General features: G+C 72.7%; 16 protein-coding genes. 4 read left to right on the top strand and 12 right to left on the bottom strand.

The annotated features are described in order from the left end of the window. Nucleotides 1-67 precede the first annotated feature (67 nt). Nucleotides 68-1105 carry a dipeptidase gene (locus DEI83_RS14705; protein ID WP_111082684.1) on the bottom strand — a complete coding sequence of 346 codons (1038 nt, stop codon included), beginning with the start codon at nucleotides 1103-1105 and terminating at the stop codon, nucleotides 68-70. A 20-nt stretch (nucleotides 1106-1125) separates the two neighbouring features. After that, complete coding sequence (locus DEI83_RS14700; protein ID WP_111082683.1) at nucleotides 1126-2205, bottom strand: YeiH family protein; 1080 nt, start codon at nucleotides 2203-2205, stop codon at nucleotides 1126-1128. A gap of 36 nt (nucleotides 2206-2241) precedes the next feature. Between DEI83_RS14700 and DEI83_RS14695 the strand changes: the two genes are divergently transcribed. Beyond that, nucleotides 2242-2739 (top strand): SRPBCC family protein, encoded by a 498-nt coding sequence (locus tag DEI83_RS14695; protein WP_111082705.1) that lies wholly within the window; start codon nucleotides 2242-2244, stop codon nucleotides 2737-2739. Here the strand turns inward: DEI83_RS14695 and DEI83_RS14690 are convergent. The 8 genes from DEI83_RS14690 to DEI83_RS14655 all read right to left on the bottom strand — a co-directional run bounded on the left by DEI83_RS14690 (nucleotide 2706) and on the right by DEI83_RS14655 (nucleotide 12665). Beyond that, complete coding sequence (locus DEI83_RS14690; RefSeq protein WP_111082682.1) at nucleotides 2706-3533, bottom strand: MurR/RpiR family transcriptional regulator; 828 nt, start codon at nucleotides 3531-3533, stop codon at nucleotides 2706-2708. The two genes, DEI83_RS14695 and DEI83_RS14690, sit on opposite strands and share 34 nt — an antisense overlap. After that, nucleotides 3530-4822, bottom strand: coding sequence for an allantoate amidohydrolase (locus tag DEI83_RS14685; protein WP_111082681.1), 1293 nt, complete (start codon nucleotides 4820-4822; stop codon nucleotides 3530-3532). Before DEI83_RS14685 ends, DEI83_RS14690 begins: the two co-directional genes overlap by 4 nt. Beyond that, nucleotides 4819-6144, bottom strand: a complete 1326-nt coding sequence (locus DEI83_RS14680) for an alanine--glyoxylate aminotransferase family protein (RefSeq protein WP_111082680.1) — start codon at nucleotides 6142-6144, stop codon at nucleotides 4819-4821. The genes DEI83_RS14685 and DEI83_RS14680 overlap by 4 nt, the downstream gene beginning before the upstream one ends. Nucleotides 6145-6187: 43 nt before the next feature. After that, nucleotides 6188-7765: an AtzH-like domain-containing protein gene (locus DEI83_RS14675; protein WP_181431254.1), complete on the bottom strand. Its 1578-nt coding sequence runs from the start codon at nucleotides 7763-7765 to the stop codon at nucleotides 6188-6190. Continuing rightward, nucleotides 7756-8826, bottom strand: a complete 1071-nt coding sequence (locus DEI83_RS14670) for an acetamidase/formamidase family protein (RefSeq protein WP_111082704.1) — start codon at nucleotides 8824-8826, stop codon at nucleotides 7756-7758. The genes DEI83_RS14675 and DEI83_RS14670 overlap by 10 nt, the downstream gene beginning before the upstream one ends. Next, complete coding sequence (gene allB, locus DEI83_RS14665) at nucleotides 8819-10198, bottom strand: allantoinase AllB (RefSeq protein ID WP_111082679.1); 1380 nt, start codon at nucleotides 10196-10198, stop codon at nucleotides 8819-8821. The genes DEI83_RS14670 and allB overlap by 8 nt, the downstream gene beginning before the upstream one ends. Then, nucleotides 10195-10956, bottom strand: a complete 762-nt coding sequence (locus DEI83_RS14660) for an aspartate/glutamate racemase family protein (RefSeq protein WP_111082678.1) — start codon at nucleotides 10954-10956, stop codon at nucleotides 10195-10197. The genes allB and DEI83_RS14660 overlap by 4 nt, the downstream gene beginning before the upstream one ends. Before the next feature lie 149 nt (nucleotides 10957-11105). Then, nucleotides 11106-12665, bottom strand: a complete 1560-nt coding sequence (locus DEI83_RS14655) for an NCS1 family nucleobase:cation symporter-1 (protein ID WP_111082677.1) — start codon at nucleotides 12663-12665, stop codon at nucleotides 11106-11108. Between the two features lie 204 nt (nucleotides 12666-12869). On the opposite strand from DEI83_RS14655, the gene DEI83_RS14650 reads away from it, so the two are divergent. After that, on the top strand, nucleotides 12870-13799 hold the full coding sequence (locus DEI83_RS14650; protein WP_111082676.1) for an ABC transporter ATP-binding protein: 930 nt from the start codon (nucleotides 12870-12872) through the stop codon (nucleotides 13797-13799). Continuing rightward, nucleotides 13796-14704: an ABC transporter permease gene (locus tag DEI83_RS14645; protein WP_111082675.1), complete on the top strand. Its 909-nt coding sequence runs from the start codon at nucleotides 13796-13798 to the stop codon at nucleotides 14702-14704. Before DEI83_RS14650 ends, DEI83_RS14645 begins: the two co-directional genes overlap by 4 nt. 122 nt (nucleotides 14705-14826) lie before the next feature. Here the strand turns inward: DEI83_RS14645 and DEI83_RS14640 are convergent, their stop codons facing one another. Both DEI83_RS14640 and DEI83_RS14635 read right to left on the bottom strand, forming a co-directional pair. Then, nucleotides 14827-15045, bottom strand: a complete 219-nt coding sequence (locus DEI83_RS14640) for a hypothetical protein (RefSeq protein WP_111082674.1) — start codon at nucleotides 15043-15045, stop codon at nucleotides 14827-14829. A 121-nt stretch (nucleotides 15046-15166) separates the two neighbouring features. Beyond that, nucleotides 15167-15886, bottom strand: a complete 720-nt coding sequence (locus DEI83_RS14635) for a FadR/GntR family transcriptional regulator (protein WP_258371240.1) — start codon at nucleotides 15884-15886, stop codon at nucleotides 15167-15169. 130 nt (nucleotides 15887-16016) lie between these two features. On the opposite strand from DEI83_RS14635, the gene DEI83_RS14630 reads away from it, so the two are divergent. Further along, nucleotides 16017-16931 (top strand): proline iminopeptidase-family hydrolase, encoded by a 915-nt coding sequence (locus DEI83_RS14630; protein ID WP_111082672.1) that lies wholly within the window; start codon nucleotides 16017-16019, stop codon nucleotides 16929-16931. Nucleotides 16932-17045: the final 114 nt, after the last annotated feature.

Here is a 17045-nt window from a genome sequence, read left to right as displayed (position 1 = left end):
GTGGCTCACGTGGTGTGACAACGCCGGACGCGCCCGCCGGACGCCAGTTCGGGGGCCAGCCGGTCGGTCAGCGGACGAGAGCCGTCCGCGCGAAACGGTCGTCGGTGGCCTCGAGCACCCGCAGCACGTTGCCGCCCGCCAGCGCCCGCAGGTCGGCGCCACCCCACCCCCGGCGGCGCAGCTCGTCGGCGAGCGACGGGTACCGCGACACGTCCCGCAGGTCCGGCGGCAGCACCGGGGTGCCGTCGTAGTCGCCGCCGAGGCCGATGTGCGCTGCACCGGCGACCTCCCTGGCGTGGTCGACGTGGTCCGCGACGTCCGACACCGTGACGAGCGGCGGCTCACCCACCGATCCCGCCTGCTCCCAGTCGGCCCAGGCACGGGACACGAACGCGGGCACGAAGGTGATCATGACCACCCCGCCGTTGTCACTCAGCCGTCCGAGCACGTCGTCGGGGACGTTCCGGGGGTGGTCGTCGAGGGCGACGGTCGACGAGTGGCTGAAGACGACCGGCCGGGTGGCGACGTCGAGGGTGTCCCGCATGGTGCTCGGCGCGGTGTGCGACAGGTCGACGAGCATGCCGATGCGCTCCATCTCGGCGACGACCTCGCGTCCACGGTCGGTCAGGCCGCCGTGCGCCCGCTCGCCCGTCGCGGAGTCGGCGCACGGGGTGTCGTCGTTGTGCGTCAGGGTCATGTACCGGACCCCGAGCCGTGCGAAGTCGCGGAGGACGGCCAGGTCGTCGCCGATGGAGTGCCCGCCCTCGGCGCCGAGCAGCGAGGCGATCCGCCCCGAGCCGACCGCGGCTCGCACCTCGTCGGCTGTGCGCGCGAGGGCGAGGTCGTCCGGGTACCGCTCGACCATCCGGTGCACGAGGTCGATCTGCTGGAGCGTGGTCCGGACGGGGTCGGGCTCCTCGACGGGCACGTAGACCGACCAGAACTGCCCGACGACGCCGCCGGCGCGGAGCTTCGGCAGGTCGGTGTGGAGCGAGTCGGTCTCCGAGTCGATGCCGTCGACACCGGACGCGTGCGTGTCACGACGCTCCCACGGCAGGTCGTTGTGGCCGTCGATGACGGGGAAGGTGGAGGCGTCGAGGTCCATCCCCCGACCGTAGCGGCAGGTCAGATGCTGCCGGTGAGGGCCTGCAGCCCGAGGCTCGACACCGAGACCACGATCCACAGCGACCCGCCGAGCAGCACCGGGCGGAGCCCGGCCCGGCGGAACCCGGCGACGTCGGTGGACAGACCGATGGCGCTCAGCGCGACGGTGATGAGGAATGCGGCGACCGCGGCGATGACCGGGTGCGCCGGACCGGGGACCAGACCGGTGGAGTTCACGGCGGCGACCAGCACGAAGCCGATCAGGAACCAGGGCACGAGGCGGAACACCCGGCGCGGCGACCAGCGCGCGGGTGTGGGGCTCGGCACGGTTGGACCGTCGAGGGCGACGCCGTCGGCCGGAGCGGTGCCGGGGCTCGTCCGCCGGCCCACGAGCCACGCCAGGACGAGGACGACCGGGATGATCATCAGGGTGCGCACGAGCTTCACGACGACCGCGAAGTCGGCCGCACCGGGACCGTAGGTGCTCGCCGCGGCGACGACCGACGAGGTGTCGTTCACCGCCGTGCCCGCGAACAGACCGAACGCGTGCTGGCTCATCCCCAGCGCGTGCCCGACCACGGGGAAGACGACGACCGCGGCCACGTTGAACAGGAAGATCGTCGACACCGCGTAGGCCACCTCGATCGACACGGCACCGATCACGGGGGTCACGGCGGCGATCGCGGAGGCTCCGCAGATCCCCGTCCCGACTCCGATCAGGGTCCGGAGGTTGCCGACGACGCCCAGGGCGCGACCGATCCCCCACGCTGCGAGCAGGCAGACGGCGAGGGTGCCGAGCATGACCGGCAGCGACTCCACCCCGGCACGCGCCACCTGCGCCAGGGACAGCTGGGCACCGAGCAGCACCACCGCGGACTGCAGGACCGTCCTGCTCGCCGTCGAGATGCCGGGGCGGAACAGCGCACCCGGACGACGGATCGTGCCGACGACCGCGCCGATGAGGACCCCGCTGACCGGGGCGCCGACGACGGGCAGGAGACGGCCGATGACCGTGGCGACCACGGCGATGCCGGTCGCGAGCGCGAGACCGGGCACGAGCGCTGCGGCACGGTCGAGCGGGCGCACGGTCGCATTCGTCACGTGACCATCCTGCCGTCCGTGCGCCAGGATCGTGGCATGAGCGCTGCCGTCCGGATCGTGACCGACCTGCCGGTGCCACCGGAGCGTGCCTTCGCACTGTCCCTCGACATCGGCGCGCACCTGCGGTCGATGGCAGCGAGCGGCGAGCGAGCCGTCGCCGGACGTACCAGCGGGACGATCGGGCTGGGCGAGACCGTGACGTGGCGGGCCCGCCACCTCGGCGTCGTCTGGCGGATGACGAGCCGGATCACCGTCTTGGAGGCACCTTGCGCGTTCGTCGACGAACAGGTGCGCGGGCCGTTCGCCCGGTTCCGGCACGAGCACCGGTTCGAGCCCACGGCCGAGGGGACACGGATGATCGACGAGGTCACGTTCCGCGCGCCCCTCGGTGTGCTCGGGCGGGTCGCCGAGGGGCTCGTGCTCCGCCGCTACCTCCGGACGCTCATCGTGGAGCGGAACCGATCGCTGGCGTCCGAGCTGCGCGTGGCGTCCGATGACCGTCAGGACCCGGCGAGTTCCCCGAGCGTGTCGTAGGCGTTCGCGACGGCGTCGACCCTGGTCCTTCCGGCCGGGCCCGCGGCCTCGTAGACGTCGTTCGTGATCGCGGCGACGACGGCGAACAGGGCCGCCATCGAGTCGAACGCCGAGGGCGAGTCGACCGGACACAGCACGGCGGTCGTGGCCGGTGCCGCGATCAGCGCCGCCGTCGGATCGCCGAGCACGACGACGTCCGCGCCCGTCCCGACGCAGTGCCGGACCACGCGGTCGACGCCGGCCGCGTGCCGCCGGACCGTGACGATGAACACGAGGTCGCGCCGGTCGAGGTCGGCGACCTCTTCACCGAGGCGCTGCCCGGGCGAGGGACCGATGCGGACGTCGGGCCGCACCTGCGCGAGTTGCGCCCGGAGCTGCAGGGCGATCGGGTAGGCACCACGCTCGCCGAACACCAGGACTCGTCGGGCACGCATCACCCGTCGGGCGAGACGAGGTCGGTCGGCCCGCGCGAGCGAGGCGAAGGCTGCGTCGAGGTTCCGGGCCTCCACCGCACGCTGGTCGACGTGGGCGGCGTCCTCCGCAGCCCATGGCAGGCCGGTGCCGCGGGCCGACATGAGGTTCTGCCGGACCTCGGCGGCGTCCTGGAAACCCAGGGACCGGACGAGCCGTGACACGGTCGCCTTGGAGGTCCCGGACTCCGCGGCGAGCTGCGCGGAGGTCCCGACGAGCAGCAGCTCAGGATCGTGTCGGATCATCGCGGCGACCCGCCGTTCGGCGGGCGAGAGCCGCTCCCACACCCGGTCGATGCGTCCGCGGACGTCGGGGGCGGTCACGCGTCGACCTCGTCACCGAGGCGGTGCTCGTGTGCGAGACGCTCGATCGCCGCGGTGAGCGCGTCGACCCCGAGCGCGACGTCGTCGGCCGAGACGAACTCGTCCGGGTGGTGACTGATGCCGTCGGGATTGCGGAGGAACAGCATCGCGACGTCGGTGACGAGGCCGAGGGACATCGCGTCGTGGCCGGCGCGCGAGAACAGTTCCAGCGGTGTCGGTTCGCCGGTGGCGACGATGCCGGCGCGGATCGCGTCCATGAGCCGTGGTGCGCAGAAGACCGCGGGGGCACGGTGCACCTCGGTGGGGGTGACGACGACCCCGCGGCGCTCCCCGATCTGCCGGAAGGCGTCGGCGATGTCGTCCCACACCCGGTCGCGTCCGTCGTCGAACTCCCCGCGGAGGTCGACCGTGAACGTCGCGAGGCCCGGGACCACGTTGACGGCTCCGGGCTCGACCACCATGGTCCCGACGGTGCCGATGTGCTGCTCCGCACGGCAGATCCGCTCCACGGCGAGTGCTGCTTCGGCGGCGGCGAGCAGGGCGTCGTGGCGGCGTTCGTAGGGCGTGCCGCCGGCGTGCCGAGCCTCACCGACCGCCTGCACCGTGAAGCGACGGGCACTCGCGATGCTCGTGACGACGCCGAGCGCCTGGCCGGCCTGCTCCAGGGCCGGGCCCTGTTCGATGTGCGCCTCGAGGTAGCCGACGAGCGATGCCGGGGCCACGGCGGCCTCGGTGACGCGCCGCGGGTCGAGACCGAAGGACTCGAAGGCGGACCGGAGCGTGGTGCCGTGCGCGTCCGCGAGGTCCCACCACGACTCGTCCCACACGCCGGCGACCGCGGAGGAGCCGAGCAACGCCTTGCCGAACCGGGTGCCCTCTTCGTCCGAGAAGGCGATGACCTCGAGTGCGAACGGCAGCGCGCCGTGGTCGTCGACCAGGCGGGCGACGACCTCGATCGCCATGAGGACCCCGACGACGCCGTCGTACCGCCCCGCGTCCACCACGGTGTCGAGGTGCGACCCGAGCAGGAGGACCGGGGCGTCCGGCGTCGATCCCGCCGCTCGTCCGTGCAGGTTGCCAGCGGCGTCCTGCCAGGTGCGCAACCCGGCGTCGCGCATCCACGCGCCGACGGTCTCGTTCGCACGGGCGTGCTCGGGTGACAGGTACACGCGGGTGATGCGCCCGGGCGTCTCGGTGAGGGCGGCGAGTTCGTCGCAGCGGGCGACGATCGTGTCCGCTGCCGTCCGCGCCCGCTCCGTCGCGACCGGCGTCCGCACGGCGGCGCTCATGCGGGCGCTCCCGCGGCGACGGGTGCCGACGCGTCCGTGGCCGTGGCCGTGGCCGTGGCCGTGGCCGTGGCCGTGGGAACGGTCGGCACCGTGGTCGGGGCCCCGTCGGCTGCCGCGGCGTACACGTCGAGCGCCGCGTCGACGCCGCCACCCTGCGGCACGGTCTTCCCGCCGCGCCGCAGGCACTGTTCGAGGGCGGCGAGCGTCGTCACGACCGTGTCCTTCCGCGCGTTGTAGCCCATCGTCCCGATCCGCCACACGCGGCCGTGCAGGGGGCCGAACGAGGTCCCGATCTCGATCCCGTGGTCCTCGAGCATCGCAGCGCGGACGGCGTCCCCGTGCACCTCGTCGGGGATCTCGACCGCGACGACGTTGTGCATCTTGTGGTCGACGTCACCGAACACCGTCAGGCCGAGCCCGCGGACTCCGTCCAGCATCGCTCGTCCGGCCAGTGCGTGCCGCTCGACGACGGCGTCACGGCCCTCCTCGAGCAGGATGCGGGCACACTCGTTCGCCGCGTAGAGCATCGACGCCGCCTCGGTGTGGTGGTTGAGGCGTCGGGGACCCCAGTAGTCGATGATCATCGCGAGGTCGAGGTAGTTCGACCGGATCGGGTCGTCGGACACGTCGTCACCGGGCTCGCGGATGCCGGCCTCGACGCTCCGGCGCGCGTCCAGCACGGCGACCGCCGCCGGGGAGAGGGACAGTGGCGCACTGCCGGAGGGTCCGCCGAGGCACTTCTGCAGCCCGGCGCTGACGGCGTCGATCCCCCACGCGTCGACCTCGAGCGGGTTGCCACCCACCGAGGCGGTGACGTCCGTGTAGAAGAGCACGCCGTACCGGTCGCAGACCGCCCCGAGTTCGTCGAGCGGCTGGTTCATCGTCGTCGAGGTGTCCCCCTGCACGATCGCCAGGACCTTCGGCCGGACGCGGGCGATGGCGGCCTCGATGACCGAGGTCGGGAAGACCTGCCCCCACTCCGTCTCGATGGTGTGCACGGTCGCGCCCGCCCGTCCGGCGATCTCGGCCAGGAGGTGCCCGAAGCGCCCGAAGACCGGGACGAGCACGGAGTCCCCGGGGGCCAGCAGCGACACGAGTGCCGCCTCGATGCCGGCGCGCGAGGTGCCGTCGACCAGGACGGTGGCGTCGTTCCGCGTCCCGAGCACCTGCCGGTACAACTCCTGCGTCTGGTTCATCGTCTCGGTCATCCACGGGTCGTACTGGCCGACGAGCGGCGTGGACAGGGCGCGGAGCACGCGGGGGTCGGCGGTGATCGGACCCGGCCCCATGAGCAGCCGGGTGGGTGGGTTGACGGGATGCATGTTCGTACCTTCCGTTCCTTACACGATCCTATTGGAACGCTTGTTACGGTGCTGTTGCAGCGGCGAGGTGCGCTGCGAGGTCGACGAGCGCGACGTCCGAACCGGCGGACCCGACCAGGGAGACACCCACGGGCGCCCTGTGCACGGTCAGGAACGGAGCACTCACCGCCGGGAGCCCGCCGATCCCCGCGACCGACGTCATCCGGAGGGTCGCCCGTCGCGTGGCGAGCACCGCCGGACGGTCGGCCGTCCGGAGCGGCGCGGGACCCGGCACCGTCGGGAGCACCAGTGCGTGACCACCCACCGCCGAACGCACCGCGGCCCGGAACCGGTGCAGGCCGTCCCGCGCCCTGGCCTCGTGCTCCGCCGTGATCGCGGCAGCTGCGGCGAAGCGTTCGGCGACGTCGGCTCCCAGGACGCCGGGGTGTGCGGCGACCCACGCCCCGTGGTTGCGGTGCGCCTCGGCGCCCTGCACGATCCGCAGCGTCTCGGCGAGGTCGTCGAGGTCCGGCAGCTCCACCGGTCCGACGTCCCGCCCCGTCCGCGCCAGCCAGTCCTCGAACGCACGCCGGGTGGCGGGGTCGGCGGCCGCGAGGAGGGCGTCGCAGACGAGCAACGACGGCTCGAGGGCGGCCACAGCGGGACCGAGCGACCCGGTCGCGACCGCTCGGAGGGTGTCGGGCCGTCGTGTCAGCCATCCGACCGTGTCGAAGCTCTGCGCGAGTGGCAGCACGCCGTCGCGTGACACGAGGCCGTGCGTCGTCCGCAGGCCCCACAGCCCCTGGTAGGAGGCGGGCACGCGGATGCTGCCGGCGGTGTCCGTGCCGAGTCCGACGTCGGCCAGGCCCAGCGCCACGGCGCTCGCCGGACCGGACGTCGAGCCGCCGCTGATGCGCTCCGGATCGGCCCCGTTCGGCGGGCCACCGTGGTGCGCGTTCCGCCCGGCGAGCGCGTACGCGAACTCGTCCGTGCGCGCGATCCCGATGACGTCGGCCCCGGCGTGCAACAGCGCCGAGACGGCCGGGGCGTGCACCGCCTGGACGGGCGCTGTGGACTCCCACGCGGGGTTGCCGGCACCGATCACCTGACCGCGGACCGCGAACAGGTCCTTCACGGCGACCCGGAGCCCGGCGAGCGGTCGATCGATCTGCACGGCACCCGCGCCGGCGACCTGAGCGCTGACATCGGAACCGCCGGCGTCGGCACCACGGACGAGGGGGTCGCCGACCACGCGCCACACCGACCGGTCGAGGGCCACCGCGCGGCTCGTGACGTGCGCGGCTCGGATCCGCCAGGTCCCGTCGGTCCGGCGCCAGAGCTGCGTCTGCACCCCGCTCCCCCCGTCGACGAACCGGGACTCCCCCACGACGAGGACGACGTCCGGAGCGAGTCGCTCGACGTCGACACCGACGAGTTCACGGCGGGCGACGCCACCCCGGGTCGACCGGAACGCGCTGATGCGGTCGTGCCCGCGGAGCAGCCCGGCCCCGTCGGCCCTGAGGGTGTCCGGCCCTGACTCGAACAGTGCGTCGAGCACCGCGGTGTCGTCCCGCACCAGGGCGTTCTCGTAGGCATGGAACGCGGGCTCCAGACCGTCCGGCCAGGTCCCCCTCAGTCGCACGTCGGCACCGCCTGGAAGTCGCTCTTGCGCACGGTCGCGTGCACACCGCACACGAGATCGACGACCTGCGAGATCCGGAAGTCGGTCGCGGCACTGAGGTACGCGTACGCCAGGTGCTCCTCCACACCCCACCGCGCCCGGAGCAGCGTGATGGCGGCCCGGACGCACCGGCGGACGGCGTCGTCGAGGTCGGCGTCCATGCCGGTCGGGACGAGGAACTCGGTCGTCTCCGCCAGGGGTCCGACCAGCTCGCCGAACCGGGCGAGCGCAGAGGCCCGCGGCACGAGGTCGAGACGCAGGGTCAGGCGGAGCGAGGCCTCCATCGCGGTGAGGGCGACCTCGCCGTCCCCCTGCGCGAAGTGCGGATCACCGACGTAGACCCCGGCTCCGGGCACCTGGACGGGCAGGTGCAGCGTGGAGCCCGCGGTGAGCAGCGCGATGTCGACGTTCCCGCCGTGCGGCCCGGGCGGGACGGAGTGCGGCCGGACGTCGCTGTCGACCGTCACCCCGACGATGCCGGGGAACGGACGGAGCGGGAACGTCACGACGCGGGGCCCGCCCTCGACCACCGGCAGCCGACCGAGGTCGACGCCATCGCGGGTCACGACGTCCGCGAACACCGAGACCGGGTCGTCACCGCGTGGGAGTTCTCCGGGCAGCGCACCGCGGCCGTGCCGGTTGGAGATGACCCCGTACGGCACCCGCGGGACGGCCGCCAGGACCGTGACCGACACGACGTCACCGGGTTCGGCGCCCTGGACGCCGATCGGGCGCGAGACGACGTGGGGGCCGTCGGCGGCGTCGCGGGTCAGCTGACGGACGACGTCGACCGCGTCGGGCAGGACGTCGACCGGCGCGACACCGTGCCGCCCGAAGAACGCGACGGGGTCCGAGCCCTGGTCGGCCAGCAGACCCTCGTGACTGAGGGTGTCGATCGTCACCACCGTCCCGGGGGTGACGGTACGGACGGCGACGTCGGTGCGACTCGGCAGTTGTCCCCAGAGGACGTCGTCGGGCGTCGAGCCGAGGTGCACGGCGGCTTCGACGAGCGCGTCAGGCACGGTCCACCAGCTCTCCGGCGACCGCGTCGACGGTCGTGACACCGTCGGTGGTGGACGTGATGCGCCGACCGCGCAACCAGGTCTCGGTGATCCGCCCCCGCGCCCGCAGCCCGTCGAAGGCGGAGACCGGGTTGCGGTGCTCGAGCGCGCCCGCCTCGATGGTGGACACGGCGTCGGGGTCGAACACCGCGAAGTGCGCGAGGGCGCCCGGCGCGATGACACCACGGTCGGTGAACCCGGCCAGCGCCGCGGGTCCGGTCGTCACCGCGGGCAGCACCGCATCGAGTGGCAGGCCGCGTCGGTCGGCCTCGGTCCACAGCGCGCGGAAGCCGACCTGGAGTCCGGCGATGCCGCCCCACGCCAGACCCCAGTCGTCGACCTTGAGGTCGGCGGTCGAGGGCGAGTGGTCGGACACCACCATGTCGATCGTGCCGTCGAGGAGCCCCGTCCAGAGCGCGTCGCGGTTGGCGTCGTCGCGGATCGGTGGGCAGCACTTGTACGCGGTCGCGCCGTCGGGGATGGCCCCGGACTCGAACGCCAGGTAGTGCGGGCAGGTCTCCACCGTGATGTGCACGCCGTCGGCCTTCGCCGCTCGGATCATCGGCAGCGCACCGGCGTCGGAGAGGTGCAGGACGTGCACGCGGGCACCGGTCTCGCGCGCGCCCTCGATCACCCGGGCGATCGCCGATCGTTCGGCCTGTGCGGGTCGGGTGTCCAGGAAGTCGCGGTAGCGCGTGCCCAGTGCGTCGTGGCCGACGAGGTGGTCGGGGTCCTCGGCGTGCACGATGAGCAGGGCGTCGAGGGCCGCGACCTCGGCGATCGCCCGCCGCAGTGCGACGGGGTCGAGATGTGGGAACTCGTCCACACCGGACGGTGCGGTGAAGCACTTGAAGCCGAACACCCCGGCGTCGTGGAGCTCGCCGAGGCCCCCCGCGTTGTCGGGGACCGCGCCACCCCAGAACCCGACGTCGACGGCCACGCGTCCGGCAGCGCTCGCCCGCTTGACGCGCAGGGCGGGCACGTCGACGGTCGCCGGGATCGAGTTGAGCGGCATGTCGATGATCGTCGTGACACCGCCGAGTGCCGCCGCGCGGGTGGCGGAGGCGAAGCCCTCCCACTCGGTGCGGCCGGGTTCGTTGACGTGCACGTGCGTGTCGACCAGTCCTGGGAGCAGCACGTGGCGGTCCGGCACCGTCACGTCCTGTCGGGCGGCGAGCACGGCGTCGGGGGGCTCGACGGACACGACCCGCCCCTCCCGCACCACGACGGCTGCTGCGCGGAACGCACCGTCGATCCAGGTGCGCCGGGCACGGAACACGAGGTCGACGGGTGTGCGGTGGTCGGTCGCCGCCACGGTCTGGAGGCTCGTCATGCGCCCGCCCCCATCGTCACGCGGGTGTCGGGCAGCGCGAAGGGTGCGAGCATCCCCGTGAACGGCTTCGGCGGTGGTGCCGCGTACTCGCCGTGCTTGCCGGTCGTCAGGCCGAGTCGGACGAGGGACTCGGCGAGGAGGGTCGCTGCGCTGACGCCGTCCACGACCGGAGCCCCGATCTCGTCGGACACGGCCGCGCAGAAGTCGGCCATGCCCGCGCACCCGAGCACGACGGCGTCGGCTCCGTTGGCGATGACCTGTCGGCACTCGGCGATGACGAGGTCCCGCGCGGCGGACGTCGGGTCGTCGAGTCGCAGCACGGGCACCTCGCACGCGCGGACCTCGGTGAGGAGCGACGAGCACCCGTAGCGCTCCGCGAGTTCCCGGGCTCGCCCGGTCGTCCGCCTCAGGGTGGTGACCACGCCGAAGCGCCGCCCGAGCAGGGCGGCCGTCCGGTAGGCACCCTCCGCGATGCCGATCACCGGACCGCTCGCCAGCTCCCGCGCGGCGTCGATGCCCGGGTCCCCGAAGCAGGCCACGACGATGGCGTCCACCCCGTCCCGCTCGCCGGCGGCGACCTGTTCGAGGAGCCCTGGCACGGCGAGTGCTTCCTCGTAGTGACTCTCGATCGAGGCCGGTCCCATCGTGGGCTGCACGGCTTCGACCACCGTGCCCGTCCCGACGACCGCAGCCGCGGCACGGCCGATCGCCGCCGTCATCGACGCGGTGGTGTTGGGGTTGACGACACGGATGCGCATCGCGGGTCCTTCCGGTGGAGCTGGTGGTGCCGGGTGTGATGCCGGGTGGTGACGATCCTCGACGGGCGGGTGGCGGGCCTCCCGGCTGTCCACAGGGGCACCCGCCGCAGGCCATGTGCGGGCGCCCCTGTGGAGGAGGAGTCACCCGGTCAGGCGCGACCGGTCGCGGCGCCGTCGTCGACCGTCGGGTCGTCCGCCGAGAGGACGGGCATGCTCGGGAACCGGCGCTCCAACGCCCAGAACACGACGAGCCCGAGCCCGCATCCGATGAACCAGCTGTAGGTGCTGAGCTCCTGGGCGACGCCGAGGGCCGGCGGCAGGACGGCACTGGCGACGGACACCGCACCGGTCGCGACGAGGGTCCAGATCGCGTTGGGGTTGAAGCCCTTCCGGTACCAGTACCGGGCGGCCGGGTCCATCGAGTACATGTCGTCGACCGCGACGCGCTGCTTCCCGACGATGTAGTAGCCGGCGATGAGGATCCCGAACAGCGGGCCGATCAGCGCTCCGAGGACACCGAGCGTGTAGAGGATCGCCTGGTCGTTGCCGTACCAGTTCCACGGGGTGAGGAGCACCGAACCGACCGCCGCGATCATGCCGCCCGCCCGCCAGCTGATCCGGCGCGGGGCGACGTTCGAGAAGTCGAACGCGGGGCTGATGAAGTTCGCGACGATGTTGATCCCGACGGTGGCGGTGACGAAGGTCAGGCCGCCGAGCAGGATCGCGAAGGGGGCGTCGATCGCCTGCACCGTCGCGATCGGGTCGGTGATGAGCTCCCCGAAGACCGGCACCGTCGCGCTCGCACACAGCACGGTCAGGATCGAGAAGAACAGGAAGTTGACCGGCAACCCGAGCAGGTTGCCGCGCTTGACCGCGGCGAAGGACCGCCCGTACCGCGAGAAGTCACCGAAGTTGAGCATCGGGCCGGAGAAGTAGCTGACGACGAGTGCGATCGCGGACAGCATCACCGGGATGCTCGCGCCGAAGGACATCGGCTCGCCGACCGACAGCGTCAGCGAGATGTTCCCGATGCCGGCCCGCGCGACGAGGTACACGGCGAGCGCGATCATGACGACGTAGACCGCCGGCCCGGCCCAGTCGATGAACTTCCGGATCGCGTCCATGCCCATCCAGAACAGGGCGCCCTGCGCGACCCAGAGCACGGCGTACGAGATCCAGCCGAGCGCGTCCAACCCGAGGAACGACGGCTCGAGCAGCGCTGCCGAGCCGGGGATGAACTTGAGGAACACGATGTTGAGCGACTGCGCGGCGAGGAAGGTCTGCACGCCGTACCAGGCCATCGCGATCAGCCCGCGGATGATCGCCGGGACGTTCGCGCCGAGCACGCCGAACACGGCGCGGTTGATCACCGGGTACGGGACACCGGTGCGCTGCGACGGCTTCGCGACGAGGTTCGCGAACACCTGCACGATGAGGATGCCGACGACCAGGGCGACGAGCACCTGCCAGCTCGCGATGCCGAGGGCGAAGAGCGAGCCGGCCGTGACGTAGCCGCCGACCGAGTGCACGTCCGACATCCAGAACGCGAAGACGTTGTAGCTCGTCCAGGTCTGCTTCCGCAGCGGGGCGAGGTCCTCGTTGGTGAGGGCCGGGTCGTACCCGGGCTTGATCAGGCCAGCGCCCGCGGGGGCGGTCGACGTGACGGGGGCGTGGGGCGGTGCGACGGGTGCCGCGACTTCGGTTGCCATGACGTCCTCCGGAGTGGGAGAGGGTGGGGTCGGCGTCTGCCTGGGAAGGAAGCTACGGACCCCGGTCGCACCGCCCGTTTCCCCCGTGTGACGACCGTGTGACATGACACCTGCATCGGAACGATCGTTCCAACAGCGGGAGGCGGGGGTCTCCCCCTCGAGGGGGAGGCAGCGACGGGACCCGCTGCCCTAGCGTGACCAGCGATGATCGAAGTACAGCACCTCTCCAAGCGCTACGGCCCGAAGACCGCGGTCGACGACGTCTCGTTCGTCGTGCACCCCGGGATCGTGACCGGCTTCCTCGGTCCGAACGGCGCCGGCAAATCGACCACCATGCGCATGATCATGGGGCTCGACCGACCGACCTCCGGCAGTGCAACCGTGAACGGCCGGCCGTACCAGAGCTTCCACGACCCGCTCCGGCAGGTCGGCGCCCTGCTCGAGGCGAAGGCGGTGCACTCGGGACGCAGCGCGTACAACCACCTGCTCGCCCTCGCTGCGACCCACGGCATCCCGAAGCAGCGGGTGCACGAGGTCATCGAGATGACCGGCCTCGAGTCCGTCGCCCGCAAGCGCGTCGGCGGGTTCTCCCTGGGCATGGGGCAGCGCCTCGGCATCGCCGCGGCGCTGCTCGGCGACCCGCGCACCCTGATCCTCGACGAGCCGGTGAACGGCCTCGACCCGGACGGTGTGCTCTGGGTCCGGCAGCTCGCCCGCCGTCTGGCGGCGGAGGGGCGCACGGTCTTCCTCTCCAGCCACCTCATGAGCGAGATGGCGCAGACCGCCGACCGCGTGGTCGTCCTCGGTCGCGGCAAGGTGCTCGCCGACGCCCCGATCGCGGAGTTCGTCGCCGGCGCCGGTGGTCCCGCCGGCAGCACGGCACTCGCCCGGGTCGTCGTCCGGACCCCGATGCCGGACCAGCTGTTCACGGCGATCGGCCCGGCAGCCACCGTCACCCAGCGCGAGGACGGGTCGTTCCTCGTGGTCGGTCCGGACGCACCGACGGTGGGTGACATCGCCGCCCGCGCCGGTGTCGTCCTGCACGAACTCACCCCGACCGGAGCGAGCCTGGAGGAGGCATACATGGCCCTCACCCGCGACGACGTCGAGTACCGATCGGAGGGCACGCGATGAGCGCGGCGCAGCAGACCGACCACCGTGGGACCGAGCAGCACCGTCACCGCGGCAAGAGCTCCCTGCAGGGCAAGCACCTCGGCTTCCTCCGGCTCGTCCGTAGCGAGTGGATCAAGTTCTGGAGCATCCGGTCGACGTTCTGGTGCTTCGCCGTCATCGCCGTGCTGACGATCGGCCTGGCGACCCTCATCGGCGCCCTGGCGGAGGGCGACGCGCCCACCACCGACGCCGCGAACCAGACCATCGTCGGGATGAACACGATCAGCGTGTACCTGTCCGCGCTCGTCGTCGGGGTGCTCGGTGTCCTCATCATCTCGGGCGAGTACGCCACCGGACAGATCCGGTCGACGTTCACCGCGGACCCCGGACGCCTCGGCGCGCTGCTCGCCAAGGCCACCGTGCTCGCCGTCTCGACGTTCCTCGTCAGCGTCGTCGCCACCTGGATCGGCGTCGCCGTCTCGACCGCACTGCAGTCAGCGAAGGGGGTCCATCCGGACCTCACCGACCCCGCGGTCGTCATGCCGCTCCTGGGTGCTTCCGTGTACGTGACGCTCGTGGCGCTGCTCGCGTTCGGCATCGGTCTGCTCGTCCGGTCGAGCGCCGGCGGCATCGCCATCACGCTCGGCATCCTGCTCGTGCTGCCGATCGTGCTCAGCCTGGTGTCCATGCTCGCCGGCATCGACTGGCTCGGCACGGCCGCAGGCTACCTGCCCGATGCGGCCGGCGGACAGCTGTACGCCTACGCGTCCGACGCTCCTGCGAGCGGCTCGTCCGGGGCCCCCGCGACGGCGTCGGTGGAGGGCAGTTCCGACCTGAACGGGTGGAGCGGTGCGGGCGTCCTCCTCGCCGAGGTGGTCGTGGTGGGCGCCCTCGCGATGGTGGTCGCGCGACGCCGCGACGTCTGAGCGCACCGGCACACCGGCACACCGGCACACCGTGCCGACACCGGTGACCGGTTGCCGACCGACAGGAGGCCCGTGGCGAGTCCGCCCCGGGCCTCCCGTCCGTCAGGCGACGATCGGAGTGGTCATCCGCCGATCCGCCGCTTCGAGCCACCGCGGGCGCGCAGCAGCCTGCCCACGACGAGGGTCACGAGACCGCCGACGGCGACCAGCAGGGCGACCAGGGCCGCCACCCCGGCGCCGATGTTCGCCCCCGTGCCCTCGGGCAGCGGGATGCTGTTCCACCACAGCGCGAGCCGGTGCCCGGCCAGCCCGACGACCGTCAGCACCGCACCGATGACCATCAGGCGATGCGACGACCCCGGGCCCCTCCGCAGTCGGGGCGATCGCTGCGGGCGCGGCGGCGGCATGTCGGTCATGTGCTCATCATGCCCGTGCCCGTGCCCGCGGACGCCGTGATCGCCGTCACGGATGTGCGGGATCCGCCGTCGGCACCTGGCCCGCGCGCAGCATCGCCTGTTCGAGCAGCTCCACGTCGATCCCGACGTGCCGACGTGCGACCTGGCCGGCCTCCGACGCCCGCCCCGCGCACACCGCCTCGACGAGGACCTCGTGGTCCCGGGTGGCACGGGCCTCCATCTCCGCCATGCCCTCCTCGGTCCCCCACAGGTGTGCCGGTGCCGCGATCGAGATCTGCGCCTCGAGCGTCGCCAGGGTCGAGCGCAGGACCTCGTTGCGTGCGGCGTCGATGATGCTCCGGTGCAGGACGGCGTCCGCCTGCTGCTTCGCCGCGCCGCTCGAGGCCTGCCGGAAGGCGTCGAGCCGGTCCCGGAGCGCGTCCGCCTCCGCCGGGGTGATCCGCTCGGCTGCGGCGGCGGCCAGTGCCCCGTGCAGCAGGGCGATCGCGTCGGCGGTGTCCTGGATGCCGGCCCACCGGGCGAGCAGGGTCCGGCCGACCGACTCCGACGAGCTCGCCGGCCACTGTGTCCGGACGAAGGTGCCACCGCCGCGGCCGCGGCGGGTCTCGAGCACCCCGCGGTCGACCAGGCGGGCGAGGGCGCTCCGGACGGTGACGCGTGCGACGCCGAGCAGCGCCGCGAGTTCACGTTCCGGAGGGAGTCGGGCTGCGGGCAGGTACTCCCCCACGGCGAGCGCGGTGACGAGACGGTCCTCGACCTCGTCCACCCGAGTCTCCGTCGCGCGATCCGTCACGGCACCCCTCTCGACGGTCCACCGTGGACCAGCGCTGTTACAGCCACGTTAAACGAGCAGAAAAGGTCTTGCCTGGGACCTTTCGAGGGACCATGCTCACCCCATGTCCCGCATCACCGAGAGCACCATGCCGTTCCAGGACGGCGAGACCTGGTACCGGATCACCGAGCCCGACTGCCCCGTCGCGGGCGCGCTGCCCCTCGTCGTCCTGCACGGCGGCCCCGGCATGGCCCACGACTACCTGCGGAACCTCGAGGCGTTCGCGGACGAGACCGGCCGCACCGTCGTCCACTCCGACCAGTTCGGCTGTGGTCGGAGCAGCCACCGCCCGGACGCGCCCGCCGACTTCTGGCAACCGCAGTTGTTCGTGGACGAGTACCTGGCGCTCGTCGCACACCTCGGCCTCGGCGACCACCACGTGCTCGGCCAGTCGTGGGGCGGCATGCTCGGCGCCGAGATCGGTGTCCGCCGTCCGGGTGGCATCGCGAGCCTGTCGATCTGCAACTCCCCCGCGTCGATGCGGCTCTGGGTGGACGGCGCCGCCGAGCTCCGCAGCCACCTGCCCGCCGACGTGCAGGACGCGCTCACCCGGCACGAGGCCGCCGGTACGACCGACGACCCGGAGTACCTCGCCGCGACGCAGGTGTTCTACGAGCGCCACGTCTGCCGCGTCGTCCCGATGCCCGCCGACTTCGTCGCCTCCGAGGAGCAGATGGAGGCCGAGCCGACGGTCTACCACACGATGAACGGGCCGAACGAGTTCCACGTCATCGGCTCGCTGCGCGACTGGTCCGTCATCGACCGCCTCGACCAGGTCGACGTCCCGACCCTCGTCGTCGCCGGTGAGCACGACGAAGCGACGCCCGCCACCTGGCAGCCCTTCGTGGAGCACATCCCGGGGGCCCGCCAGCACGTCTTCCCCGGCGCCAGCCACTGCACCCACCTGGAGCAGCCGGAGGAGTTCCGCAGCGTCATCGGCGCGTTCCTCGCCGAACACGACGCCCAGCCCGCCGACTGACCCACCCGCCGGCCACCGCGGTCGCAACCGCTGACCGCGGCCCACCGCCGGCCACCGCGACCCACCGCCGGCCACCGCGACCCACCGGTCGCTCCCCGCACCCCTCCCCGCACC

The organism is Curtobacterium sp. MCBD17_021 (genome assembly GCF_003234525.1).
Taxonomy (GTDB): Bacteria; Actinomycetota; Actinomycetes; order Actinomycetales; family Microbacteriaceae; genus Curtobacterium.
The sequence above is the reverse complement of the archived record's forward strand: the minus strand, read 5'-3'. Positions and strand labels throughout refer to the sequence as shown.

Coding starts and splice junctions, on each gene's coding strand:
- DEI83_RS14645 (WP_111082675.1), top strand. CDS start 13,796: ATGAGCGCGGCGCAGCAGACCGACCACCGTGGGACCGAGCAGCACCGT.
- DEI83_RS14680 (WP_111082680.1), bottom strand. CDS start 6,144: ATGCATCCCGTCAACCCACCCACCCGGCTGCTCATGGGGCCGGGTCCG.
- DEI83_RS14660 (WP_111082678.1), bottom strand. CDS start 10,956: ATGCGCATCCGTGTCGTCAACCCCAACACCACCGCGTCGATGACGGCG.
- DEI83_RS14705 (WP_111082684.1), bottom strand. CDS start 1,105: ATGGACCTCGACGCCTCCACCTTCCCCGTCATCGACGGCCACAACGAC.
- allB (WP_111082679.1), bottom strand. CDS start 10,198: ATGACGAGCCTCCAGACCGTGGCGGCGACCGACCACCGCACACCCGTC.
- DEI83_RS14655 (WP_111082677.1), bottom strand. CDS start 12,665: ATGGCAACCGAAGTCGCGGCACCCGTCGCACCGCCCCACGCCCCCGTC.
- DEI83_RS14650 (WP_111082676.1), top strand. CDS start 12,870: ATGATCGAAGTACAGCACCTCTCCAAGCGCTACGGCCCGAAGACCGCG.
- DEI83_RS14685 (WP_111082681.1), bottom strand. CDS start 4,822: ATGAGCGCCGCCGTGCGGACGCCGGTCGCGACGGAGCGGGCGCGGACG.
- DEI83_RS14695 (WP_111082705.1), top strand. CDS start 2,242: ATGAGCGCTGCCGTCCGGATCGTGACCGACCTGCCGGTGCCACCGGAG.
- DEI83_RS14640 (WP_111082674.1), bottom strand. CDS start 15,045: ATGGTCATCGGTGCGGTGCTGACGGTCGTCGGGCTGGCCGGGCACCGG.
- DEI83_RS14630 (WP_111082672.1), top strand. CDS start 16,017: ATGTCCCGCATCACCGAGAGCACCATGCCGTTCCAGGACGGCGAGACC.